The sequence below is a fragment of the Acinetobacter sp. NEB149 genome, assembly GCF_012516415.1.
Lineage (GTDB): Bacteria > Pseudomonadota > Gammaproteobacteria > Pseudomonadales > Moraxellaceae > Acinetobacter > Acinetobacter lwoffii_V.
In genome coordinates, this window is the sequence record NZ_CP051209.1 from 151208 (window position 1) to 176422 (window position 25215).

The 25215-nt window shown below is 42.1% G+C and carries 15 protein-coding genes and 10 pseudogenes; 16 read left to right on the forward strand and 9 right to left on the reverse strand.

Annotated elements, in window-relative coordinates; genetic code table 11:
- Window positions 1-6 precede the first annotated feature (6 nt).
- The 4 genes from bioA to bioD are packed head-to-tail and all read left to right on the forward strand — an operon-like array spanning window position 7 to window position 3867.
- On the forward strand, window positions 7-1287 hold the full coding sequence (bioA, locus tag HGD77_RS16260) for an adenosylmethionine--8-amino-7-oxononanoate transaminase (RefSeq protein ID WP_004282160.1): 1281 nt from the start codon (window positions 7-9) through the stop codon (window positions 1285-1287).
- Window positions 1284-2453 carry an 8-amino-7-oxononanoate synthase gene (locus HGD77_RS16265; protein ID WP_004282158.1) on the forward strand — a complete coding sequence of 390 codons (1170 nt, stop codon included), beginning with the start codon at window positions 1284-1286 and terminating at the stop codon, window positions 2451-2453. The genes bioA and HGD77_RS16265 overlap by 4 nt, the downstream gene beginning before the upstream one ends.
- Window positions 2420-3205 (forward strand): malonyl-ACP O-methyltransferase BioC, encoded by a 786-nt coding sequence (gene bioC / locus HGD77_RS16270; protein ID WP_004282156.1) that lies wholly within the window; start codon window positions 2420-2422, stop codon window positions 3203-3205. The genes HGD77_RS16265 and bioC overlap by 34 nt, the downstream gene beginning before the upstream one ends.
- Window positions 3202-3867, forward strand: coding sequence for a dethiobiotin synthase (gene bioD / locus HGD77_RS16275; protein ID WP_005265646.1), 666 nt, complete (start codon window positions 3202-3204; stop codon window positions 3865-3867). Before bioC ends, bioD begins: the two co-directional genes overlap by 4 nt.
- Window positions 3868-4288: 421 nt before the next feature.
- Here bioD and HGD77_RS16280 read toward each other — a convergent pair whose 3' ends face one another.
- Both HGD77_RS16280 and HGD77_RS16285 read right to left on the reverse strand, forming a co-directional pair.
- Window positions 4289-4630 carry a histidine kinase dimerization/phospho-acceptor domain-containing protein gene (locus tag HGD77_RS16280; protein WP_004282152.1) on the reverse strand — a complete coding sequence of 114 codons (342 nt, stop codon included), beginning with the start codon at window positions 4628-4630 and terminating at the stop codon, window positions 4289-4291.
- Window positions 4631-4819: 189 nt separating this feature from the next.
- On the reverse strand, window positions 4820-5053 hold the full coding sequence (locus HGD77_RS16285) for a hypothetical protein (RefSeq protein ID WP_225554309.1): 234 nt from the start codon (window positions 5051-5053) through the stop codon (window positions 4820-4822).
- 288 nt (window positions 5054-5341) lie between these two features.
- Here HGD77_RS16285 and HGD77_RS17105 point away from each other — a divergent pair, with 288 nt between their 5' ends.
- The 4 genes from HGD77_RS17105 (at window position 5342) to lldD (ending at window position 9293) form a co-directional block, all read left to right on the forward strand.
- The gene (locus HGD77_RS17105) at window positions 5342-5494 is read left to right on the forward strand and encodes a hypothetical protein (protein ID WP_370940781.1); all 153 of its coding nucleotides are present in this window, start codon (window positions 5342-5344) and stop codon (window positions 5492-5494) included.
- A 224-nt stretch (window positions 5495-5718) separates the two neighbouring features.
- Window positions 5719-7383, forward strand: a complete 1665-nt coding sequence (gene lldP, locus HGD77_RS16290; protein WP_004282148.1) for an L-lactate permease — start codon at window positions 5719-5721, stop codon at window positions 7381-7383.
- Window positions 7384-7400: 17 nt separating this feature from the next.
- Window positions 7401-8144 (forward strand): transcriptional regulator LldR, encoded by a 744-nt coding sequence (gene lldR / locus HGD77_RS16295; RefSeq protein WP_004282146.1) that lies wholly within the window; start codon window positions 7401-7403, stop codon window positions 8142-8144.
- A 3-nt stretch (window positions 8145-8147) separates the two neighbouring features.
- The gene (lldD, locus tag HGD77_RS16300; protein WP_004282143.1) at window positions 8148-9293 is read left to right on the forward strand and encodes an FMN-dependent L-lactate dehydrogenase LldD; all 1146 of its coding nucleotides are present in this window, start codon (window positions 8148-8150) and stop codon (window positions 9291-9293) included.
- 353 nt (window positions 9294-9646) lie between these two features.
- On the opposite strand, the pseudogene HGD77_RS16305 reads toward lldD, so the two are convergent.
- A pseudogene (locus HGD77_RS16305) lies at window positions 9647-9745 on the reverse strand (VF530 family DNA-binding protein); the annotation flags it as partial.
- Between the two features lie 120 nt (window positions 9746-9865).
- Here HGD77_RS16305 and fruB point away from each other — a divergent pair.
- From fruB to HGD77_RS16320, 4 genes and pseudogenes are all read left to right on the forward strand, one after another.
- A pseudogene (gene fruB / locus HGD77_RS17290) lies at window positions 9866-10994 on the forward strand (fused PTS fructose transporter subunit IIA/HPr protein); the annotation flags it as partial.
- Window positions 10995-11080: 86 nt separating this feature from the next.
- A pseudogene (gene ptsP / locus HGD77_RS17295) lies at window positions 11081-12730 on the forward strand (phosphoenolpyruvate--protein phosphotransferase); the annotation flags it as partial.
- A 6-nt stretch (window positions 12731-12736) separates the two neighbouring features.
- Window positions 12737-13669 carry a 1-phosphofructokinase gene (gene pfkB, locus HGD77_RS16315; protein ID WP_004282140.1) on the forward strand — a complete coding sequence of 311 codons (933 nt, stop codon included), beginning with the start codon at window positions 12737-12739 and terminating at the stop codon, window positions 13667-13669.
- A gap of 4 nt (window positions 13670-13673) precedes the next feature.
- Window positions 13674-15354: pseudogene (locus HGD77_RS16320) on the forward strand (fructose-specific PTS transporter subunit EIIC).
- 29 nt (window positions 15355-15383) lie between these two features.
- On the opposite strand, the pseudogene HGD77_RS16325 reads toward HGD77_RS16320, so the two are convergent.
- Both HGD77_RS16325 and HGD77_RS17300 read right to left on the reverse strand, forming a co-directional pair.
- A pseudogene (locus HGD77_RS16325) lies at window positions 15384-15620 on the reverse strand (hypothetical protein); the annotation flags it as partial.
- 4 nt (window positions 15621-15624) lie between these two features.
- Window positions 15625-15711, reverse strand: a pseudogene (locus HGD77_RS17300) (serine/threonine protein kinase); the annotation flags it as partial.
- A gap of 156 nt (window positions 15712-15867) precedes the next feature.
- On the opposite strand from HGD77_RS17300, the gene HGD77_RS16330 reads away from it, so the two are divergent.
- On the forward strand, window positions 15868-19215 hold the full coding sequence (locus tag HGD77_RS16330; RefSeq protein ID WP_004282134.1) for a DEAD/DEAH box helicase: 3348 nt from the start codon (window positions 15868-15870) through the stop codon (window positions 19213-19215).
- Window positions 19216-19233: 18 nt separating this feature from the next.
- On the opposite strand, the pseudogene HGD77_RS16335 reads toward HGD77_RS16330, so the two are convergent.
- The 4 genes and pseudogenes from HGD77_RS16335 to HGD77_RS16350 all read right to left on the reverse strand — a co-directional run.
- Window positions 19234-20522: pseudogene (locus tag HGD77_RS16335) on the reverse strand (type II toxin-antitoxin system HipA family toxin).
- The gene (locus tag HGD77_RS16340; protein ID WP_004282130.1) at window positions 20519-20827 is read right to left on the reverse strand and encodes a helix-turn-helix transcriptional regulator; all 309 of its coding nucleotides are present in this window, start codon (window positions 20825-20827) and stop codon (window positions 20519-20521) included. The pseudogene HGD77_RS16335 and the gene HGD77_RS16340 overlap by 4 nt, the downstream one beginning before the upstream one ends.
- A 141-nt stretch (window positions 20828-20968) precedes the next feature.
- Window positions 20969-21283 (reverse strand): annotated as a pseudogene (locus tag HGD77_RS16345) (transposase); the annotation flags it as partial.
- A gap of 132 nt (window positions 21284-21415) precedes the next feature.
- Window positions 21416-21611: pseudogene (locus HGD77_RS16350) on the reverse strand (IS3 family transposase); the annotation flags it as partial.
- Window positions 21612-21673: 62 nt separating this feature from the next.
- Between HGD77_RS16350 and HGD77_RS16355 the strand changes: the two are divergent.
- The 3 genes and pseudogenes from HGD77_RS16355 to HGD77_RS17305 all read left to right on the forward strand — a co-directional run.
- A pseudogene (locus tag HGD77_RS16355) lies at window positions 21674-21976 on the forward strand (transposase); the annotation flags it as partial.
- A gap of 42 nt (window positions 21977-22018) precedes the next feature.
- Entirely contained in the window at window positions 22019-24685 is a 2667-nt protein-coding gene (locus HGD77_RS16360) for an excinuclease ABC subunit UvrA (protein ID WP_005100732.1), read from the forward strand.
- Between the two features lie 228 nt (window positions 24686-24913).
- Window positions 24914-25108, forward strand: a complete 195-nt coding sequence (locus HGD77_RS17305; RefSeq protein ID WP_004728761.1) for a transposase — start codon at window positions 24914-24916, stop codon at window positions 25106-25108.
- Window positions 25109-25215: the final 107 nt, after the last annotated feature.

The following is a 25215-nucleotide window of genomic DNA, read 5'->3' on the forward strand; positions in this document are numbered from 1 at the left end:
AATTCTGTGCAGGACGCTTTTGATCAACAGCATATTTGGCATCCTTATACCTCCATGACACAACCCTTGCCATGTTACAAAGTTAAAGCTGCACATGGTGCAGTCATTGAACTTGAAGATGGTACCGAGCTGATTGATGGCATGTCGTCCTGGTGGTGCACAATTCACGGTTATAATCATTCTGAACTCAATCAGGCCGTAACAAAACAATTAGAGTCGATGTCACATATCATGTTTGGTGGTTTGACTCATCAGCCTGCGATTGATGTGTCTAAACTGCTACTCGAGATCACGGCGCCTGAACTGGATAAAATTTTCTTTGCCGATTCCGGCTCGGTCGCGGTTGAGGTGGCGTTGAAAATGGCTGTGCAATATTGGAATGCACGTCAGCAACCACAAAAAACTAACTTTGTTACCACACGCTCTGGCTATCATGGCGACACCTGGAATGCCATGTCGGTTTGTGATCCTGTAACTGGTATGCATCAAATTTTTGGTTCGAGTTTGCCGAACCGTTTATTTGTTCCGGCACCTCAAAGCCGTTTTGATGGGGCATGGCAACCCGAAGATATACAGCCACTTGAGCGCATACTGGCACTGCAGCATCAGCAGATTGCTGCCATGATCATCGAGCCGATTGTGCAAGGTGCAGGGGGGATGCATTTCTATCATCCAGAATATTTAAAGCAAGCTAAGTTGTTGTGTGAAAAGTACGATGTACTGCTGATTTTAGATGAAATTGCCACCGGTTTTGGCCGCACTGGAAAACTATTTGCTTATGAACACGCTCAGGTCACACCAGACATTATGTGTATCGGTAAGGCATTGACTGGTGGTTATATGACCCTGTCAGCGACCTTAACCACTCGCCATGTAGCAGAGACGATTTCAAGTGGTGAAGCGGGTGTGTTTATGCATGGCCCAACTTTTATGGCTAATCCGTTGGCCTGCGCGGTCGCATTGAAAAGTACCCAGCTGTTACTGGCTCAAGACTGGCAGACGCGTATTCAACAGATTGAAAGTACACTAGGACAATATTTACTGGATTTAAAATCCTTGGCACAAGTCAAAGATGTGCGTGTCCTCGGCGCAATTGGCGTGGTTGAGCTACATCAAACTATTGATTTGGCGCGTTTTCAGGCTGAATGTGTATGCCGTGGCGTCTGGATTCGTCCTTTTGGCCGTCTGGTCTATGTCATGCCGCCATATGTAATTTCAACACAGCAACTTGAAACTTTATTAAAGCATATGCGGGAGATGATTCAGCAGATAGAGGCAGTAGCATGAACCATCTTGAGCATTTCCAGCAGCAGCTAGATGACTTGAAACAGCAAGGGCAATATCGCCAGTTTAAGTCCAATATTTCTAGCCAGCCACGATTGCAACTCAATGGTCAAGAGATGCTGAATTTGGCATCCAACGACTATTTAGGTCTGGCATCCAACTTAACGCTACGTGAGGAATTTTTTGACCTCACGCCCATGTCTGAGCGACATATGAGTTCAAGCTCTTCACGTTTACTGACGGGAAACTTTCCCAATTTTGAACAACTTGAAGCACAGATGTCACAGGCTTTTGGACGTTCAGTACTGCTGTTTAATAGTGGTTATCACATGAATATCGGGATTCTTCCTGCGCTCAGTAATGCTAAAACCATGATCATTGCTGACAAACTGGTACATGCCAGTATTATCGACGGGATTCGTTTATCTAAAGCTGGCTATGTGCGTTACCGCCATAATGACCTGCAGCATTTGACTCAGTTTTTAGAAAAATATCAGTCAGATGAATCTATCCAGCGCATCATTGTGGTAACTGAATCAATTTTCAGTATGGATGGGGATGAAACAAATTTAGCTGCTTTGGTGGCATTAAAACAGCAGTTTGCAAAAGTCATGCTCTATGTCGATGAGGCACATGCAATTGGTGTGCGCGGTGAACGTGGATTGGGCTGCGCAGAACAGTATCAAGTATTGGACCAGATTGATTTCCTGGTCGGTACCTTTGGCAAGGCTTTGGCTTCAGTTGGTGGTTATCTGGTCTGTGCGCCAGTGATTCGTGACTATCTGATTAATAGCATGCGACCTTTAATTTTTAGTACCGCCCAGCCGCCACTATGTATGGCCTGGACTAGATTTATTTTTCAGAAGGTACAGCAGCTTCAGGCGGGACGAGTACATTTGGCAGCATTGGCTGTACGCTGTCAGCAGGGCATTCAAGACTTGGGATATCACTGTCCGTCAACCTCGCAAATTGTGCCGGTACTGATTGGTGAGGCAAAACGCACCATTCAGGCGGCTGAAATTATGCAACAGCAGGGATTTTATGTGCTACCAGTACGTCCGCCAACGGTTCCTGCCAACACCTCCAGACTCAGAATCTGCCTGAATCAGAACATTTCTGCGGATGAGCTGGACGCATGTCTGCAGGTGCTGAGGAATTTGCCGCGATGAACAGCAAACAGATTGCCCAGCGTTTTGCTCAGGCAAATCTCAGTTATGAGCAGCATGCGCTGGTACAAAGTGCCGTAGCGGCAGAGTTGATGCAGTTCATGCAGCAGCATGTAGCACAACCACATTTGCAACGGGTATTGGAAATTGGCTGCGGTTCAGGGTTTTTTACCCGGCTTTTTATGCAGTATTACAGCTTTGATCATTTATTTTTAAATGATCTATATGCCGAAGTGAAGCAGCATTTCCCGGAAGATGATCGGCTTTTGTGGGGGATTGGTAATATTGAAACCTTGCCACTGCCGCAGTCTCTGGACATGGTGCTGTCGTGTTCTGCATTGCAATGGATCTCGGATTTAAAAGCATTGTTGCTCAACATTGCGCAGGCCTTAAATCCCTCTGGGCATCTGTGTTTTGCCAGTTATACGGACAATAATTTAAAGGAAATTAAGGCACTGACCGGACAAGGCTTGGATTATCTGCCTTTAGCGGAGGTCTGTGAACTGCTTGAATCCTTAGGCTTTGACATTCTGCTGCAGACAGAAGAACAGATGACCTTGCATTTTGAGCATCCGAAACAGGTGTTACAGCATATCAAAGCCACTGGTGTACAGGCGACGGCACAGGGGTTTCGGTGGACAAAATCGTCCTTACAGGATTTTTATACCGGCTATCAACAATTCCAAGACCCTGAAAGCAAACAGTATGCACTGACCTATCATCCGGTTTATGTCATTGCACGGAAGACAGCATGAGCGCACAGATTTATTTTGTCAGCGGCATTGATACCGCAATTGGTAAAACCTTTACTACTGGTTTTCTGGCCAAAAATTGGAATGAGCAGGGCATTCGTACCATAACCCAAAAGCTGATCCAGACCGGAAATGTCGATATATCAGAAGATATCGAACAGCATCGTGCAATTATGGGTTGTGGACTGTTACCGGAAGACCAGCAAAAACTGACCATGCCGGAAATTTTTACGTATCCGGCTTCACCGCATCTTGCTGCGCGACTGGATGGGCGAGCCATTAACTTTGAACAGATTCATCAGGCTACCGAACAGCTGGCTGCGGCCTACGACTGTATTTTGCTGGAAGGTGCCGGTGGTCTGATGGTGCCCTTAACCGAAGAGTTCCTGATTATTGATTATATTCAGACACATAATTATCCGGTGATTCTCGTCACTTCAGGGCGTTTAGGCAGTATTAATCATACCTTACTGAGTCTTGAGTTGTTAAAACTCCGCGGGGTTCAATTATATGCCATTGCTTTTAATCATGCAGATAACTCCAAAGATCCCTTGATCGCTGAAGATACCATTGCTTATTTAAAACAGTATTTGCAGCGTGATTTTGCTGATACGACATGGGTTGATATTCCAGCTTTAAATTTAGCCCTGTCTTCTCATAAGTAAGTGATCCGCTTGCAGCGAGGCTGATGTGAATGCTTAAATATTGAGGTTGCGCCACTGTAAATTGAATCTGATAGCCATATTTGTTTAACACCATTTTCATCAAATATAAGTCTAGCCCATGCCCATTTTGCTAGGGAGATTTATGCCAGAAACGCTGTCCCAATTATGCATATCTTCAACCTTTGATTATCATTATGAATGATCAGCACACATGCAGCATAGCAATTGAAATGGTGTTTGCCTGTGCATGCAATAGAGCATTGTTAAGTAGGTTTTTAAAGACGGTATCTAGTTCAAAATCGGGTAGGGCAACTCGGGTCAGGCTCGGTCAGTCAATTGTTAAACTGGGTTCAATTTCCGGATAAAGCGACTGTAAATCGGCAATCACCTGAGTCAGGAGCCGTGGAATTTCAATACTGTACTAGATATCACTCAGTACTTGATCGGTAGATGAAAGTGCTAGAAGCTGTTCCAGTAGCTGGGTACATCGGCGGATACCAAGGTGTACCTGCTGCAAGCTCTGTTGCAATTTGGGCGAGCTTGCCTGTTGTTCTGCCATCAGTTGTGCAAGCTGAATATGAGTTTTGATCGCGGTTAAAGGACTACGCAATTCATGGGCGGCGTATGAACTAAATACTTTTTCATTTTCCGGATTTTGATGCAGTTTATGTATTAAGTGCTTAGAGTTTTGAGCAAAGGACTGTACCTTGGAAGGCATTACTTTGGCATCTAAGGTTTTTAAATAGTGAGTAGCATCATTCACTGATAAATTTGGCTGACTTAAAAGGTTGAAACTTCATCTAAGGCTTTAAGCTCTCGACGAATAATCAAAACGATTAAGTCTATACATAGCAATAAAGACAAAATTATTGGTATTAATACCGATTATAAAATCTTTTTGAGCAATTATCCACGTAGGAACATCCGCTCTGCTACCACCACTTGAATATCCTCACGACGTAACACATAACTGAGCCTCACCTTGTTGCTTTGTACTAAAGCCAACTACTTGGTGGCTTAAATCTTTCGGTGCACCTCGGGTTTTTGCTACCACATGCTGAACGACACTGACGTCAGAGCCAAATAAAGACACTTTATAGGCAATCAACTGCTCTTGATTGGTGGAATGAAGTTGTTGGGCTAGTACATTTTCATCCAAGTTTTGCATCGGCAGTTGTTGAGTCAATCGAGCGACCATTGGATGGCTGAATCAAACCAAATTGATGTATTTCCTTGACTGAGCAAGGCTTTATTGTAGGTAGATCAACTGGTTGTACGATAGATCTTGGGTGCAGACCTCTTCATTTAGAAATTATATTCCCCAAGAAGCTTTCAGTGGTAGGTTTGTGCAACAAAGCCTCTTGCAAATAAAGGCTATCAAGGGATTTATACATTGTATCCAAATAGTTTATGGCCATTAAAAGCAAAAAAGCACTAAAAACCAGATCTCGAGCTAAAACTTTATAACCAAGAAATCAATAAAAGAAGAATTGGGATTGAACAGGTATTTGGAACTTTGAAAACCTTCAAAATCCTTGCCGAGCGATATCGCAACCCTGGCAAAAGACTAGGATTAAGATTTAATTTAATTGTGGGAATCTATAATTTTGAGCTGAGTAAAAAGTGAATTATGAAAGAAATCTAATATATAAAATTTTAAGAGATTATAAAAATTGGTCATACCAAAAAATAAATTAAATCTTTTATATTGTGTTTTTGGGCTAATATTACTAATATCGCCAATACAAAATGCACATTTTATCTCTTAAACACTAAATTGGTCATACCAATTTAGTGTTTAAGTACAATAAACTGTTCAATCTAGTAGTTAAGCATTTCAAGGAGTAGACAATGCTTCAACAGTGGCAACAAATTTATGATCCTATAGGCAATATCTGGATTTCGAGTGCTATTGCGCTAGTTCCAATTATTTTCTTTTTTTTAGCGTTAGCTATTTTTCGCATGAAGGGTAGTGTAGCCGCTACAATTACCGTTTTTTTAGCCTTTCTGGTCTCATTATTTTTATACAAAATGCCAATTGGAATGGCATTAGCATCAATGGTCTATGGATTCTTCTACGGCCTGTGGCCAATTGCATGGATTATTATCGGTGCAGTTTTTATATATAAGATTTCAGTAAAAACAGGACAGTTTGATGTTATTCGTTCGTCTATTCTGTCAATTACAGAAGATCAACGTCTGCAAATGCTATTAGTTGGGTTTGCTTTTGGTACGTTTTTAGAAGGTGCGGCAGGTTTTGGTGCGCCCGTCGCAATTACTGCGGCACTGTTGGTGGGACTCGGCTTTAAGCCTTTATATGCGGCTGGGCTATGCCTGATAGTTAATACTGCACCTGTTGCTTTTGGTGCAATGGGAATTCCGATCATTGTCGCTGGGCAGGTTTCAGGTGTTGACACCATGGAAATCAGTCAAATGGTTGGTCGTCAGTTACCCTTTATGGTGCCAATTGTATTGATCTGGATCATGGCAATCATGGATGGTTGGCGTGGGGTTAAAGAAACTTGGCCTGCTATTTTAGTTGCCAGCTTATCTTTTTCTTTAGCGCAATATCTAACATCAAATTTTGTTGGGCCTGAGTTACCCGATATCACTGCTGCAATTGCATCATTAATCAGTTTAACTATCTTACTTAAGTATTGGAAACCAAAACATATTTTTCTTTTTGAGGACAAAAATATACAGGTAGATGAAACTATTATCAAGCAAGCTCGTAAACAATATAGTGTGGCACAGATAGCCAAAGCCTGGTCTCCATTTCTGATACTTACAGCAATGGTGACGATCTGGAGCATCAAACCTTTTAAAGATTTATTTGTTAAGGACGGCCCATTAAGTGATTTAGTAGTTTCAATTAAAGTGCCGTATTTGCATCAATTGATTCAAAAGCTACCACCTGTCGTGCCTGAAATTAAAGATTATGATGCGATTTATAAGTTTGATTGGTTATCAGCAACGGGTACGGCGATTATATTGGCGGCATTGATCACGATTATTTATTTAAACATGAAACCTAAAGAGGCAGTTTCGACATTCTTTGAAACCGTGAATGAACTAAAAACCCCAATTTATTCGATTGGTATGGTACTGGCTTTTGCGTTCATTGCAAACTATTCAGGTCTGTCAGCAACGCTTGCTTTAGCACTGGCACATACGGGTCAGGCTTTCACCTTCTTCTCACCATTCTTGGGTTGGGTTGGAGTGTTTCTTACAGGTTCAGATACTTCAGCTAACGCATTGTTTTCAGCGTTACAAGCAACTACAGCACAGCAAATCGGTGTGCCTGAAGTCTTGTTAGTTGCTGCCAATACCAGTGGTGGAGTAACAGGTAAGATGATTTCCCCTCAATCAATCGCGATTGCTTGTGCAGCAGTGGGTTTAGTTGGTAAAGAATCTGATTTATTTAGATTTACAGTAAAACACAGCATTATCTTTACGGTGATGATTGGTATTATTGTGACCTTACAAGCTTATGTTTTCCCGTGGATGATTCCGTAAACGGGTCAAGGAAAAAAATGAAAGTCTCCGACAAAGTGGTACAGCGTTTACGTCTGTTGATTGAAAAAAATAATGTGCAAGTCGGAGAGCGATTGCCTGCTGAACGCCAACTCTGTGAACAGTTAGGTGTGTCTCGTAGCTCTTTACGTGAGGCGATTCAACAACTGATTACCGCAGGGATTATTCAGAGCAAAGCGGGTGCAGGCACCTATTTAAAGCAGTTGCCTGCACATTGGTCACAGTATCAAATCGTTGAGCCATTATCCGGTTTGATGGATCAGGATCCTGAATATCGTTTTGATGTACAAGAAGCTCGTATGGTGCTTGAAGGTGGTACAGCATGGTATGCCGCACAACGTGCCACACCCAGTGATTTGATCAATATTCGTCAATGTTTTGAGCAGATTAGCCATTTTCAGGCTTTAGGTGATGATGCCCACGCAGCAATAGCGGATGCGAATTTTCATCTGGCGATTGCAGAAGCATCCCACAATCTAGTGCTGATCCAAATGATGCGTAGTTTGTTTGATTTATTGCAAGACAACGTGATGTTAGGGCGACGTAAAGTTTACACCACACCACAACATTTTGAACAATTGCATGACCAGCATTTTGAGGTGATGGACGCAATTGAACGTCAAGACTCAGAGACTGCACGTAAGGCAGCTTGTGGGCATATTGAATTTGTTGTTCAACGCGTACGTATGATCGATGAAGAAGAAGCTCGTCGTCAACGTTCGAGTCGATTAAATAGGACATAAGTTATGATTATTTCTTCTGCAAATGACTATCGTGAAGCTGCGAAACGTCGTTTACCGCCATTTTTATTTGAATACATCGATGGTGGTGCCTATGCGGAATATACTTTAAAGCGTAATGTAGACGATTTATCAAAAATCGCTTTACGTCAACGTGTGTTAAATGACATGTCTGAGCTGAGCTTAGAAACGCAATTGTTTGGTGAAAATTTGGCGTTGCCAGTGGCATTGTCACCTGTAGGTCTAACGGGTATGTATGCGCGTCGTGGTGAAGTTCAAGCCGCGGTTGCCGCAGATAAAAAGGGCATTCCATTTACCTTATCAACAGTTTCAGTTTGTCCAATTGAAGAAGTGGCACCTGCGATTCAACGTCCGATGTGGTTTCAACTGTATGTACTACGTGACCGTGGTTTTATGAAAAATGCCTTGGAACGTGCTAAAGCCGCAGGCTGTTCTACCTTAGTATTCACAGTCGATATGCCTGTTCCAGGTGCGCGTTATCGTGATGCACATTCAGGAATGAGTGGTAAAAATGCTGCAATACGTCGTTATATGCAATCGTGTATGCACCCACACTGGGCTTGGAATGTCGGTTTATTGGGTCGTCCGCATGATTTGGGTAACATTTCGAAATATTTAGGTAAGCCGACAGGTCTGGAAGATTATATCGGTTGGCTGGGAAATAACTTTGACCCTTCAATTTCTTGGAAAGATCTTGAGTGGATTCGTGATTATTGGGAGGGTCCCATGGTTATTAAGGGGATTTTAGATCCTGAGGATGCCAAGGATGCGGTACGTTTCGGAGCAGATGGAATTGTGGTCTCCAATCACGGTGGTCGTCAGCTTGATGGTGTTTTGTCTTCTGCTCGTGCGCTTCCTTCAATTGCAAGTGCGGTCAAAGGTGACATCAAAATTTTAGCAGATTCAGGGATTCGTAACGGTCTTGATGTGGTACGTATGTTGGCTATGGGTGCAGATATTTGCATGCTTGGTCGTGCATTTGTATACGCACTTGGTGCTGCCGGCGGTTCTGGGGTAAGTAATTTACTAGATTTGATTGAGAAAGAAATGCGTGTGGCAATGACATTGACTGGTGCAAGAACCATTGCAGATATTACATCGGATTGCCTGGTCAAGCTAGAGAAAGAGTAAGCGATTTAATTACTCACATTACTAAGGCTTTGCCAACTTTCCTTTGAAAAAAGAGATTTTTATCTGAATAATTTGGGTAAACAAAGCTTCCTTTTGAAAAAAACCAACCTTGGCAAGAGTCACCGACATAAAATACACTAAATAACATAATTGGTACGTTAATAAACTCTATATATAACAGTTATATAGAGTTTTTATTTTGTGTGACGTAATTTAAGGTGGGGTCGGATACTTTGATTTTTGGTCACTAATTTATTGTGATAATCAACAATAATAACCAACATACATATGCTTAATCTAAGGGTATTTTACTGACTGGTATAATTTTATGATGAGAGGGGTGTTGCCTGAGGTTACGGTTTCTGTTTGGCCTTTTGGCGTAAGACGTACAAATATAAGCTTTCTACTTTTTCACGTGCCCATGGTGTGGTACGCAAGAATCGTAATGATGATCATGAAGATAAAATCAAAAAATACAGATTTTTGTGTAAATCCTGAGTAGAATTCGACTTTTATTTTTTCTCCAGTAAAAAGGCATAGCTTTTCACTATGCTATTTTGCAAGGACGCTTTATGCTCGCGCTAGATATACAACATATTCGAATGAAACAACACGCCACTGATAAAGCACAAGCTTTGCAATGTCTAGTCGATATCTTGGTCAAAGACCAGTTGGTTACACCTGATTATATTCATGGGTTGACCGGGCGCGAACAACAAAGTGCAACGTATTTAGGGCAAGGAATTGCCATTCCGCATGGGACGCCTCAGTCTCGCCAATATATTTTAAAAACTGGTATTCGTCTGGCGCACTTTCCTGAAGGAGTTGTTTGGGACGGTGAAAATAAAATTTATTTAGCAGTAGTGATTGCTGCGAAATCAGATGAGCATTTGCAAGTCTTACAAATTTTGACGCGGGCTTTAATTAATGATGTCGCTGATCAAGTGAAACAGGCTCAATCCGCAGAGCAAATTATTGCATTATTACAAGCCCAACCTGCATCTTTGGCATTGCATGAAAATTTAATCGCCACTCAAGTTCCCGCACTTGATGTAGAAGATTTAATTTGGCACGCAACACAGTTGCTGAAACAGCAAAAAATGGTGGAGTGTGGTTTTCTGTCGGGTTTAAATCTAAACAGCATGATTCATTTAGGGGAGGGGGTCTGGTCGATCACTTCTAACCAGCATGTTTTGAGCCCAGCTGTAAGTTTGGTAAAAGCGGAACAGGTTTTAAGCCATCAGCAGGAAATGCTCAAGACTTTGGTGTGTATTGCCAGTAATGAGCAACTGGATATGCAACGGTTTCAACGGTTAATGGATATTTTGTTTGATACTGAACAAGTTCATACCCTCAACCAAGAGCAAGATAGTCACCAGTTGGCGCAGTTAATTGGTGCTGAACTGATTCCTGATTGGCCATCTCGTCGTATTGTCTTAGCTAATGCTCATGGTCTACATGCGCGTCCCGCGACACACTTGGTCAATATGACTAAGAAATTTGCAGGGGATGTTCTCGTTGCTGTAGATGAGGGGGCTTACGTTTCGGCAAAAAGTTTAACCAAATTATTAGCCATGGGATGTCGTCGTGGTCAAACTCTGACTTTTATTGCACAACCCGATACCGATGCTGTAGCAGGCTTAGAACAGATTATTGATGCAGTTAAACAGGGCTTAGGAGAAGAGGTTGAAGCTGTTGATTTTGTATCTCATCAGCACAGCAATAGTGACCCAGTCGTAAATACTTTGGAATTAATGCCTTTTGAATCACATGGCGATACGGGTAGCTGCGGTATTGCGGCATCAACTGGCCTTGCTTTTGGTCCTGCTCATGTGGTGAAGCCACGCGAATTTAGTTATGAACGTCGCGGACAGAGTTTTAAAGCTGAGAATGAAAAGCTTGAAATTGCGCTTCATCAGGTGAAAAATAGCTTACGTCAATTCATTGCACATACTGAATCTACTGCCATTAAGCAGATATTCATGGCACATTTGGAAATGCTGGATGATCCAGACCTCCTCCAAAGTGTACAACGCGGTTTAAAACAGGGGTTGTCTGCTGCTGCAGCTTGGCATGATCATATTGAAGTGGCTGCTACCGCACAGGCTGCACTTAGCGATCGTTTACTTGCAGAGCGTGCGGCTGATTTAAGGGATATTGGTGAGCGAGTTTTGGCTGTTTTGTGCGGTGTGGCCGATGTCACAGAACCCGAGCAACCTTATATCTTAATTATGCATGATGTTGGCCCGAGTGATGTAGCGCGTCTGAATAAAGATCGTGTTGCAGGCATTTTGACCGCGGTTGGTGGAGCGAGTGCCCATAGTGCTATTGTGGCACGTGCTCTGGCTATTCCAGCAGTCGTAGGTGCAGGTGTAGCTGTTTTAAATATTGAGAACCATGCCACCGTGCTAATTAATGGGGATACTGGGGAGTATGTGGTCTCACCCGAGCAAAATCAGATTGATCATGCCATTGCAGAGCGCCAACGCCAGCGTGAGTTGCGAGAACAAGCGGAACAGCATTGTTTAGAACCTGCCATCACACGGGATCAACATCAAGTTGAAATCGCAGCCAATATTGGCAAAGTGGGCGCTACGATACAGGCTGTGGCCGATGGGGCAGAAGCAATTGGTTTGCTACGCACAGAATTGGTCTTTATGTCACACAGCAGTGCGCCTGATGAGGCTACACAGGAAGCCGATTATCGGGTGGTGTTAGATGCTTTGGCAGGTCGTCCATTGGTGGTACGTACACTTGATGTGGGCGGGGACAAACCTTTGCCGTATTTGCCTATTGAAAAGGAAGAAAATCCATTCTTGGGCTTACGTGGTATTCGTCTGACTTTACGTAAGCCAGAGTTGTTACGTCAGCAATTGGTTGCTTTACTTAAAGCAGCGGATAATCGCCCATTAAGAATTATGTTTCCGATGATTGGGCGGGTTGAAGAATGGCGAGCAGCAAAAGCAATTTTGGATGAGGTTCGCATACAGCATCCATGTGAAAACTTACAAGTCGGTATTATGATTGAGGTTCCTGCGGCAGCATTGTTGGCTCCAATTCTTGCTCAAGAAGTTGATTTTTTTAGTATTGGAACCAATGACTTGACTCAATATACTCTGGCGATTGACCGTGGTCATCCACTGTTGTCTGCTGAAGCTGATGGCTTACATCCGAGTATTTTGCTATTGATTGATCAAACTGTTCGGGCAGCACATCAGCATGGTAAATGGGTGGGCATTTGTGGTGAATTGGCTGCTGATCCAAAAGCTGTGCCTGTATTGATAGGCTTGGGCGTGGATGAGTTGAGTATGTCGAGTACCAGTATTCCATTGGTGAAGGCGCAAATTCGTGGTTTGAACTATATAAATTGCAAACAGGTCGCACAGCAAGCCTTAAGTTGTGACAGTGCGTCTGCCGTACGTGCATTGGTGGAGTAATTACGAATGGCTAAGATATTAAGCATTACTCTGAATCCTGCAATTGACCTCACCGTGCAATTGGATCAACTAAAAGTTGGCGAGGTCAATCGTCAGTTAACGGCCCAAAGCCATGCAGCAGGTAAAGGCTTAAACGTGGCACAGGTCCTTAAGGATTTGGGACATGAACTGATTGTGAGTGGCTTTTTGGGGCAAGAAAACCGTCAAATTTTTGACCATCATATCCAGCAAGAGCAATTTGATAACCAATTTATTTATGTTGCAGGTGAAACACGACAAAACATTAAAGTTGCAGAAGCTTCTGGTCAGATGACTGACATCAATGGCAAGGGCTTTTTTGTAGATACCTCAGCAAAACAACAACTATGTGAACGTTTATCTCAACTGATTTTAGAGGTTGATGTGATTGTGATTGCTGGCAGTTTGCCACAAGGGTTTTCTGCAGAAGAGCTTTCGACACTGATTTTATGGTTACAGTCTGCGGGTAAAAAAGTCGCAGTAGATACCAGTGGTGTTGCGTTGAAAGCAGCAATTGCTGCCCATCCTTGGTTGATTAAGCCTAATACAGATGAGTTGACGGAAACTTACCATTTGCCAGCAGAAACGTTTGCAGAACAGCAGCATCTTTTTGCCAGTTTAAATAGTCAGATCGAACATATTGTGGTCTCGATGGGTGAAAACGGGGTGAACTGGCTTCACCGCACGCACCCCCTGCATGCTACTGCACCGAAGGTCACCGTCCAAAGTACTGTGGGTGCGGGAGATTCTTTGCTGGCAGGTATGATTCATGGGTTGTTGAGTTCAACTTCCCCAGAAGAAACATTGAAAACAGCAACCGCAATTGCGAGCAATGCTGTGACCCAAATTGGGTTTGCCCTTCCAGACTTTGCTGTTATTGAAGATTTGAAATCGCAAATCTCAGTCCAATCATTGAGTTAATACGATGCCAGAGATAAAACATATTTTATTTGTGCCACATAGTCCCGAGCAGCCGATTAATGCAGTGATTTTGTCCAAAAAACTGTCCAAAGCAGCGACAGCACTTGGTATTTCCAATAATGTGGCGACATCAGTCGAGCATCTCGATTTATCAAATGTTATTGATACGGTTGTTTTTGTAGGACAGAAGTCGGCAGAAGCGGATCAACTGCGTGACAAGGTTGTGAAAGTCATTGGTTTGAATAACGCACAACACGATGCGATCATGCTTTTGCAACAAGTTCTTGAGCATTCAGATGCTTTAGATGAAACTATTGCAGCCAATGTAGGGGTTACACGGTTTGTCGCCATTACAGCATGTCCAACTGGTGTTGCGCATACGTTTATGGCGGCCGAAGCCTTACAACAAGGTGCAGTAAAGTACGGTTATCAGATTGATGTTGAAACCCAAGGATCGGTTGGGGCTAAAATGTTTTATCGGCAGAAAGTATTGCCAAAGCAGATGTCGTGATCTTAGCAACGGATATTGAGGTCAATACAGATCGCTTTGTAGGCAAACGTGTATATCGCTGCAGTACAGGATTTGCTCTTAAGCAAACGGATAAGACTTTTGCAAATGCAATTGCTGAAGCCAAAGTGCTTGAAACGGGTAAGCAAACAGCCACTAAGACAGAAAATGAAAACAAAGAAAAAACTGGAATTTATAAACACCTTTTAACAGGGGTGTCTTTCATGCTGCCGATGGTGGTGGCGGGCGGTTTGATCATTGCCATCTCGTTTATGTTTGGCCTCAACCCTGTTGAAGGAAGCTTTGCCGCATCCTTAAAGCAAATAGGTGCTGCAGCATTTACTCTTATGGTACCTATGCTGGCAGGTTACATTGCTTATTCTATTGCGGATCGTCCGGGTTTAACTCCAGGTTTGATTGGCGGTTTACTTGCAACACAATTAGAGGCAGGCTTTCTCGGTGGATTAGTTGCAGGTTTTATTGCAGGTTATATTGCGTTATTTTTATCGAAACAGCTTAAACTCCCAAGTAGCCTAGAAGCATTAAAACCAATTTTGATTATTCCACTATTAGCGAGTTTAGCTGTTGGTTTAATCATGATTTATGTGGTTGGACAGCCTGTTGCACAATTGTTTGAATTACTCACACACTTCCTTGCCAATATGGGGACGACCAATGCCATGATCATGGGGATTATCCTTGGGAGTATGATGTGTATTGATGTTGGGGGCCAATAAATAAAGCGGCTTATGCCTTTACGGTGGGCTTACTTACGTCACAAACATACGGACCGATGGCGATTACCATGGCTGCGGGTATGGTACCGCCATTGGGTATGGCAATTGCAACTTTTCTGGCAAAGCATAAATTTGCCAAACCTGAGCAAGATGCAGGGAAGGCTGCTGTAGTTCTGGGCCTATGTTTCATTTCGGAAGGGGCTATTCCGTTTGCTGCCAAAGACCCGATTCGAGTGCTTCCATGCGCGATCGCAGGTGGTGCTGTAACTGGGGCTTTGGTTGCATTATTTAAATGTGAACTAGTCACTCCTCATGGCGGTGTAATGGTACTGATCATTCCGAATGCGATGAATTATCCATTAAAATATTTATTGGCGATTGCGATTGGAAGTGTGGTGACTGGTGTAGCTTATGCCGTGATAAAACAACGGTTAGAGTAAGCCCTTCATAGAAGCTTTGTGAAGGCTATTTAGTGCAATAAATGAATATTATACTCAATCCTATTTTGGATCAGTTGGAGAGTCTCTGCTTGAATTTGTCCAGGTAATAGGTCATGAGCGATATTGCTGAATCGGATTGCAACCTTACAAATCGAGCCAATAATTTCATCGACTTCTTGGACACAAAGTTCCGCTTCCTGAGTACCAAGTTTCACAAGAGCTTGTCGAGGAATATTCAGTGCCTCACCCATGATATCCATTTGATGTGCAGGAAAGTTCTAAACCTTTACTGATCGCTTCTGCACTGTATTCAAAGGCGATTAATGGCCGACCTGTGATTGCGGTTGAGGAGACCAATGTACCCCAAAGCCAATATTCACCCCATCCATTGTAGTAAACATTAAGTTTTTGAGCATGGATTTATTTCCTTTTGATACGTTGGCGAGCACTACTGTTCTGAAATGACAGCTTTGTCCGTTATAATTGTATAAACATTTTTGGTTTCTGGTAATTATGTCCTCATTGATCAATTTTCTATCTCGCTTTAGTACTGCAACTCTTCAGCGCAGTCTGAGCTATGCTAAACACATTGATAGAGAAACAATTGAGTTCTTTGAAGAAAATGATGATGTCACGATGTATGCTCAAATTGAAGGGACAGATTATTACGATACCGCGATTACCTATAATCTTAAAAAAGACCGTTTAATCGATGACGACTGCACTTGTCCGGTTGGATATAACTGTAAACATGCTGCTGCTTTAGCGCGATTATTCTTTCAAGAATATCGTCAGGAATTTCAACAGCGTTATGCTGAATCTCAATCCTCGCAGGGAATCGCAAAACGCCAACGGGGGGATGATCAGGCGCAGCGCTGGTTGAATGATTTTAAACGGTATTTACAACAGACTGAACCAGAGCAATCTGTCAAAACAAACAATTATTTAATTTACCTGCTAGATCAGTCTGTCAGCTTAAAGAAATTGACAGTTGATGTTCAGAAGGCCAGACGCAATAAAAACGGCTCAATTGCGGGGGAAAGTTATTATACCCAATATGAAAATATCACCAGAAAGCATCTGACTTTACCTGAACAAAAACGACAATTATTTAACCAGATTTATTATTATGCCAAAATAAACAGTGACGAACGCTTTTATCAAAGCAATCTTGATATCTCCAGAATTTTATTGGAACATTTCAAATCTTTTATTCAAAGTGGCGATGTGTACTGGCAAAAAAAGAGCCATACTGCACTTCAATGGTCAGAACAAGGCTATCACATCGAACTGATCTGGCAACAAGGTGTAAACAAACAGACAGAGCATTTAAACATTGAATTGGTCAATGGTGATATTCGACTCGATTTGAAATCAAATCCACATATTCAGATTCTCGCGAGCCATCCCCCATGTTATGTGGATATTCAACAGAACACGGTGGGCCAGTTATATGGTGAATATACGGCAAATCTTCTGTACCATTTTTTACAGATGCCTGATCTTCCATCTATGCTCTTGCCAGAGTTTGAGAAACTGACTCATCAATATTCAGACGTGAAAAATCTGCCTCAGCCCGAGTCTATTCAGCATATTGATGTCCTTGAGGGAAGTCCCCAGCCAATTTTACGCTTCGGTGTTTTAGATAAATTTGATTGGAAATGGGAAGAGTCTGTTTGTGCCGAAATTGAATTCTCCTATGTAGGCGGACGAATAAAAGCAGGTACATCAGGTGACAGTTTTATTGGTGAGCAGCATGGCAAAATGGTGCGACAGCTTCGGGACTTAGTTCAGGAACAACAGTCAATCCAGCGTTTACAGCTATTGGTCGAATCACTGAAGTGGGTGAAAGATCTTAATTATTACCAGCAATTAAAACTGGATAAACAACGTCTTGATTCTATAGTTTTTGCGTTCTATGGAGACTGGATCAAACAGCTGATGCCCATCAATCAAATTGAATTGATTGGATGGCAGATAGAGCATCTGGAACACAGCCCATTTAAGCTGCAATATGTTGAAAATTTAAATATTTCCATCACTGAATCTGAAAGCCAACAAGACTGGTTCAATATCGGGGCGACCGTTCAGGACAGTGCAGGCAATAGCTATGATTTACTCGATGCACTTGTGGCTTTGGTGAAAGAACAGCCTGATTTACTTGATCCACGGATTTTTGGTCATCTGAATGACAGTCAAATTTTCACCCTGAAAACTGCAGCGGATCAACCAGATTTGGCTTTATCCGCAAAGGACATTAAGCCGGTATTGTTGCATCTGCAGAGCATTTTACAGCAAGAAGAGCGTAGCATAGATCGCTATGATGCGAGTCAACTATTAGAATTACAGCATCATCTGGGGATGGTGTGGCAGGTCAGTAATCGCCTGCAGCAATTTGCGCAGAAATTCAAACAAGGCTATCAGCAACAACTGCCGACACCACAAGGTTTTCAGGGGGAATTACGTCCATACCAGCAGCAGGGCCTAGGCTGGTTACAGTTTTTAAGGGAAACCCAGCATGGCGGGATTCTGGCGGATGATATGGGTTTGGGTAAAACAGCACAAACTTTAGCCCACTTACTCATGGAAAAGCAGGCTGGTCATTTGCAGGACAGACCCGCCTTAATTGTTGCACCCACATCGCTGATGCATAACTGGTTCAAAGAAGCGGAAAAATTTACCCCTGAGCTCAAGGTACTGCTGCTACAAGGCCCCGACCGCCATCAGTATTTTGAGCAGATTTCACACTATGACATTGTGTTAACCACCTACCCGCTCTTGGCGAGAGATGAAGAGCAACTGAAGCAATATGAATATCATCAACTCATTCTGGATGAAGCGCAGAATATTAAAAATCCGCGTGCCAAAGCTGCACAGGTAGTACGGCAATTAACAGCGCGACATCGTCTATGTCTAACTGGTACACCTATGGAAAATCATTTGGGTGAGCTGTGGGCACTATTTTATTTTCTAATGCCAGGATTTTTATATTCACAAGAAATCTTTAATAAAAAGTACCGCTATCCTATTGAAAAACGCGGCGATCAGCAGTTAAGGCAAAAGTTGGTAAACCGCATTAAACCCTTTATTTTACGTCGCTTGAAAACTGACGTTGCCAAGGAATTGCCTGAAAAAACCACGATTGAAGTCAATATTGACATGAATGAGCAGCAATCCAAGCTATATGAGGCTGTTCGCGCCACGATGCAGGCAAATATTCAGAAAATTGTGGCAGAAAAAGGCTTTAAGCGTAGTCAAATCCAAATTTTAGATGCCTTGCTGAAGCTGCGTCAGGTCTGTTGTCATCCTAGCTTGCTGAAACTGGATTCAGTTAAAACCGGGCAGGCGTATTCTGCCAAACTTGAACAGTTGATGGATATGGTTGTTCCAATGGTGGAAGAGGGACGAAAAATTCTTATTTTCTCTCAGTTTACCTCAATGTTGGAACTGATTGAACAACAGCTCTATCACGCAGAAATTGGCTATGTGAAGCTGACTGGAAAGACCAAAAAGCGAGATGAAGTCATTACAGCATTTCAGTCTGGACAAGTGCCGGTATTTTTAATCAGTCTGAAAGCAGGAGGGGTCGGTCTGAATCTAACTGCCGCAGATACGGTCATTCACTATGATCCATGGTGGAACCCTGCTGCTGAAGATCAAGCTTCAGATCGTGCATGGCGGATTGGACAGGACAAGCCGGTATTTGTGTATAAGCTGATTACCAATAAAAGCATAGAAGAAAAAATTATTGCCTTGCAGCAGAATAAAGCAGAACTGGCACAGTCTATTCTAAGCACAGATCATGAGGGAGAAGCGAAACTGACGGAAAATGATGTGATGAAATTGTTTGAGAAATTTTAGCTTGGTTACAGGTTTCCTCTAATCATCTGTAAGTATCTGAAAGTCTGGATGCAATTTTTTCCAATGTTCTCTTAATTTTTCTTTATGAACAGAAATCATAGGTAAGTCTAGTAATAGCGCTGGCCATACTGACCGTGCTTTGTCCATAATGGCGTGAAGTTGTTTTTCAATAACACGCCATGGAACACCGACTTTTTCAGCCCATTGTTCAAAGTGTTTCATCTCAGCTAAATACCAATCTTTATTTTTGGCAAGATTCAATGCGAAATGAAGCTCATTTTCAATATATACACTAGTCATCAATATATCGTATGCGGGAGATAATCTTGGTGTTCTTTTGTCCTGATAAATCATACTCCAGTTTTTTAAGTGTGCATCTCCATTGGCGAGCAAAATGTTGACAAGTAAGCGGCTGGCAAATTGCTGAATATCAAGAATTTTGTTATCTGAAAATTGATAAATGATCTTTCCTATCTGCTCATAATTTGTGGTGCTGTATTTCTGCTGTGGATATGCACCGAAGATCTGAGCAAAGTCTTCGATGTGAATAAGCTCTGTAGTATCAGCAGTACTCTGTCTATCAAATCTTTTGATTGCAAAAGCATATTGCTCTTGGGGTAAATTTAATGGTGGAAGGTTTTGTAAGAGTGCCATATCCACCAAGCGAATCTCAGGGACATCTATTCCGACCATTTTGGCAAGGCTCATCATAGAATATTCATTTAGCGGAACAAAAGCATGTCTGGAAGAAGGAGTTTTGATAATCCAGTCCCCGAGTAGAGACGATTCCGTTGCCTGGACTAGTGTAAAACGCCCATCTTTGGCTTTCATGGAAAACTTCATTTGGACGCCGGCCAAGGAAAACTTATTATCTGTTCGAATCTCTTGCTTTAAGATCTGATCTGGATTAGAGATCTGCAGTTTGAATTTTATTTCATCTGGAATTTCTTCTGGATCTAATGGAGTCGCAATGAGTGCTCCAGGTAAATCATGACCTAAAGCTGCCAATAACTGAAATTCATTGTCTATATGTACTTTGAGGCTTTGTGCAATCAGTTCGCGTAATGCACCTTCTGGTAGCAAGTTTGATAGCAAGGGATGTAAACGCTGATGTGTAACATAGGTCTTTTCTAAAATTTTATCCACTTGAGGATACAAGGGGAAGTCAGCAGGCTCAAGGTCGGGCGTTGCTGATCAGAGCGGAAAGAATCTGTAAAAACCAGAATATTTTTTCCGCTCTGAAATCCTGCCAAGTATCCAACGATACCGTGATGTAATGTTAATTTCAGGACGGCAACAGTATTCATGGTTCCTCTCCTCCGAGAAGACCCTTCCATGGGTTAGTCATTAAGTCATCCTGATCTTCAATAGTGACTTTAATTTCATCATTCAATAATTGTCTGATCAAATGAACCTTATCATCAGGGATGAGCATCAGTTGAGCATTTAATCCTGCCGCTATAATTTCTAAGGTCTCTAATCGAGGGTTGCCCTGACTTTCCAGTTTTTGGTACTGCTGTCTTGAAATGCCTGTACGGGATTGCATATCAACTTGCTTTAAGCCCAATTGGGTTCGTCTTTTTTTGATTTGCTGAAGTAAAGACTTATTCATTGTAGATGCATTTATTGCTTTTAGGTTCTGTAAGAAACATATTAGTTTCTTTTTTTTGAAAAGCAATTTATGACTTTATCATTTCGATCGGCTTTGTTGCACAAAGATTTGAAATGCAAAGCGCCCCTAATTGAGCCAAATTTAAGGCGTAACTTGGGTAAGTGGTCGACCTAATTCCGTAAATCTGTTAAGGACTGCTACACGTGCATGGATCTCATTCACTTGGCTATCAAAACTCCTTGCACTGATTTTATCTCCTAATAATTTGATGCAATGCATCTTAGTTTCAACCAAACTTCGCCGATGATAGCCTGACCATTTTTTCCATAGTGTCCTGCCTAAACGCTTAACTGTTCGAAGTAATTCATTTCGCTCTAGCGAGCTACTCTTTGTATCTTTCCATGGTTTCGCATTTTTTCTAGGTGGAATCACCGCATGCCCTTGCCGATCTGCAATGAACCGTACCGGGTTTGTCGGAGACTTTTATTTAAGTTAGGCCACCTGACCTAACGGGTTAATCTTATAATCGTACATTGCTTCAAGCTCAAAAGACGACACATAACTCAGCGCATCAAGCACCATATCTGTATTCTTACCACGCCATACACCTTGTATTTCAAGATTTTGCATCAATCGAGAACTGTATAGCGCGCAATAACATAACTTCTCGTTGCAGTTGTTGCCAGACTTTACGAACGCCATACCGGCCCGAACTTTCTTTCCAAATTCGTTTGATTTGCTTAGCATGATGAAAATCATGTAGATCTCGTTTTGCTCGATGTTCCCTTGCGAAGCGATGCGCTTCTCATCGCAGGAAAGTTGGTCTCCGACAAACCCGGTACGGTTCAGTATCCAAAAATTGGAGAATCCTGGCGGGCAAATTGGGAAAATATCCGAACGATCTTTAGCTATCCTGCTGAAATACGTCATGCGATTTATACAACAAATGCAATTGAATCATTGAATAGCGTGATCCGCCATTCAACTAAAAAGAGAAAGATCTTCTCTTCTGATGATTCAGTGAAAAAGGTCATTTATTTAGCAACTTCAAATGCTGCTAAAAAATGGACCATGCCAATTCAAAATTGGCGTTTAGCAATGAATTGGTTTACGATTCAGTTCGATGATCGATTAAAAGATCATTTATAAAAAATGAGACTTACACAAAATAATTTACAGGCTTGTAGAAACATGAAAATACATTCTTTTGGTGAACACAATAACATTACTTTATCTAATAATTGTATTGAAGTTCGAGGTGCACGTGAGCATAACCTTAAGGATGTAGATGTTTCTATCCCAAGAAATGCACTTGTTGTTTTCTCAGGTGTATCGGGTTCAGGAAAATCATCACTTGCTTTTGGAACTATTTTTGCTGAAGCACAAAGAAGATATTTCGAATCTGTTGCACCTTATGCAAGACGCTTAATAGATCAGGCCGGAGTACCAGATGTTGATGCTATTGATGGTCTACCACCAGCAGTAGCATTGCAACAACAACGTGGTGCAAGTAATACCCGTTCTTCTGTTGGAAGTGTAACAACTTTATCAAGTCTCGTGCGAATGATTTATTCGCGTGCTGGTGCATATCCTGCCGATCAGCCAATGTTATATGCCGAGGACTTTTCACCGAACACTCTTCAAGGTGCTTGTCCTACCTGTCATGGTTTAGGTCACATTTATGAAGTTACAGAATCGACAATGGTTCCTGACCCAACACTCAGTATTCGTGAGAGAGCTATCGCATCATGGCCACCTGCTTGGCACGGGCAAAACTTACGCGATATCCTAGTAACCCTAGGGTATGATGTTGATCGACCATGGAAAGATTTACCGCAATCGGATAGAGACTGGATTTTATTTACTGAAGAAACCCCAACAGTTCCTGTCTATGCTGGTTTAAGCCCCGCTGAGACTCAATCTGCACTTAAACGTAAACTAGAACCCAGCTATATGGGCACTTTCACTGGTGCTCGTCGCTATGTCCTTCATACTTTTGCTAATACCCAAAGTACGTTGATGAAAAAACGTGTTTCACGTTTTATGGAAGGAAAAATATGCCCTTCCTGTCATGGTAAACGCCTTAAACCAGAAGCCTTATCTATTACCTTTGCTGGAGTAGATATTGGTGAGTTTATGCAACTTTCTTTGGATAAGTTAACTTGCCTGCTTGAGCCCATTGTTCTTGGCAATTTCGACGCTCATGATGCTGGAGAAAAGACTAATAATAAAGTAACCCAACTTGATAGATCCGAACGAGCAACAACAGGTAGAGCAGTGCATTCTGTATCTCCAGATGTAAGACGTACGTCAGCACTTTCAGATGAAAAGAAAATTGCTGCCCAGCGTTTAGCAAATGGTGTGGTGGGGCGTTTAAATCAATTACGCCAGTTAGGTCTTGGTTATCTAACATTAGATAGAGCCACACCGACTCTTTCAGCGGGAGAGTTACAACGTTTGCGTTTAGCAACACAATTAAGTTCTATGCTATTTGGTGTAGTTTATGTACTGGATGAACCGTCTGCTGGATTACATCCTTCAGATAGTCAGTCATTATATGATTCTCTCGATAAATTAAGAGACGCTGGAAACTCCGTATTTGTTGTAGAGCATGATTTAGAGCTCATGCGTCGTGCTCAATGGTTAGTGGATGTTGGACCAGATGCAGGAGAGCAAGGTGGTAATATTTTATATAGTGGAGTACCTCAGGGTTTAAGTGAGATTTCAGCTTCACGTACTGCAAGTTATTTATTTAATAAAATCCCAGTTACTCAAAGTTATGGACGTACACCCTCTGGTTGGCTTGAACTTAACAATATTTACCGACATAACCTGCATAATATTGATGCTCGTATACCTCTTGGTGTACTTACAGCAGTTACAGGTATTTCAGGTTCAGGTAAATCTAGTCTCGTTTCTCAAGCTTTACCCGAGTTAGTACTTTCATATTTAGGCAATGAATCTGAAACTGAAAACAATAATGAAAATAATCCGTTAAATGAAGGAATGTTGGTTACCGAGGTTACACAGGGTTCTCTGGCTGGTGATGTGGAGGCTATACAGCGTCTGGTACAGGTTGATCAAAAACCAATTGGCCGTACTCCACGTTCTAATCTGGCAACTTATACGGGTTTATTTGATCATGTTAGAAAGTTATTTGCTGGGACTCCTGAAGCTCGCCAAGCTCATTATGATGCTGGACGTTTTTCGTTTAATGTGGCTAAAGGGCGATGTGAAACTTGTGAAGGTGAAGGCTTTGTCAGTGTAGAATTATTGTTTATGCCAAGTGTATATGCCCCTTGTCCGACATGTCATGGTGCTCGATATAATGATGACACTCTGAAAATTCGCTGGAATGGACGTAATATTGCTGAAGTATTAGGAATGACCGTCAATGAAGCACGTGATTTTTTTGATGGAGAGGTCTCGATTGCTCGTTCACTACAATTATTAAAGGAAATTGGCCTTGGTTATTTACGTTTAGGGCAACCAGCGACTGAACTATCTGGTGGAGAAGCGCAACGTATTAAATTGGCGACCGAGCTGCAACGCAATCAGCGTGGAAATACACTGTATATACTTGATGAGCCAACTACAGGTTTGCATCCATCAGATGTAGATCGATTGTTAGTTCAATTGCAGCGATTAGTCGATGCGGGTAATACCGTGGTTATGATTGAGCATGATATGCGTGCCGTTGCACAAGCAGATTGGGTGATTGATGTGGGACCAGGTGCTGGAAATGCTGGTGGGAATATTGTTGTGGCAGGAACACCAAAACAAATAACAGAAAATCAAGATAGCCGTACTGCTCCATATTTAGTTAATGAGTTAGTGAGTCGTGATACTAAACATTGATATTGCGAGTGGGTAGAATAAAACCTTAAATTAAAAGCCTGTAAAATCAATCAGATATTTTTTGTTTTAGGTGGTGTGTGAGCATGAAATCTAAAATTTTTTTCAACTAAGGGCTTTGTTGCACAAACCTATCTGTAACGGCTTTTTCAGCGATATAATTTTCAAATGAAGAAGCCTACACACAAAATCTACCGCACAACCAATTGGCCCGCATATAACCGAGCACTCATGAGTCGCGGAAATATTGCCATTTGGTTTGATCCTGCTACGCAATGGTATGCGCCATCAAAAGGCAAACAAGGGCGAAATCAAACCTACTCCGACGCAGCCATCCAATGCTGCTTAATGATTAAATCCTTATTCCGTCTGTCTTTACGTATGGTTACTGGCTTTGTGCAAAGTCTGATTAAACTTTGCGGCTGAGCAGCCCCGAATATCAGTGATATTCGTACAGTACGCTTTGTAGAAGACAAAAGCATATTGATATTGTAATCAGCTACCAAAAAAGTAGAGATGGGCTGCATCTACTC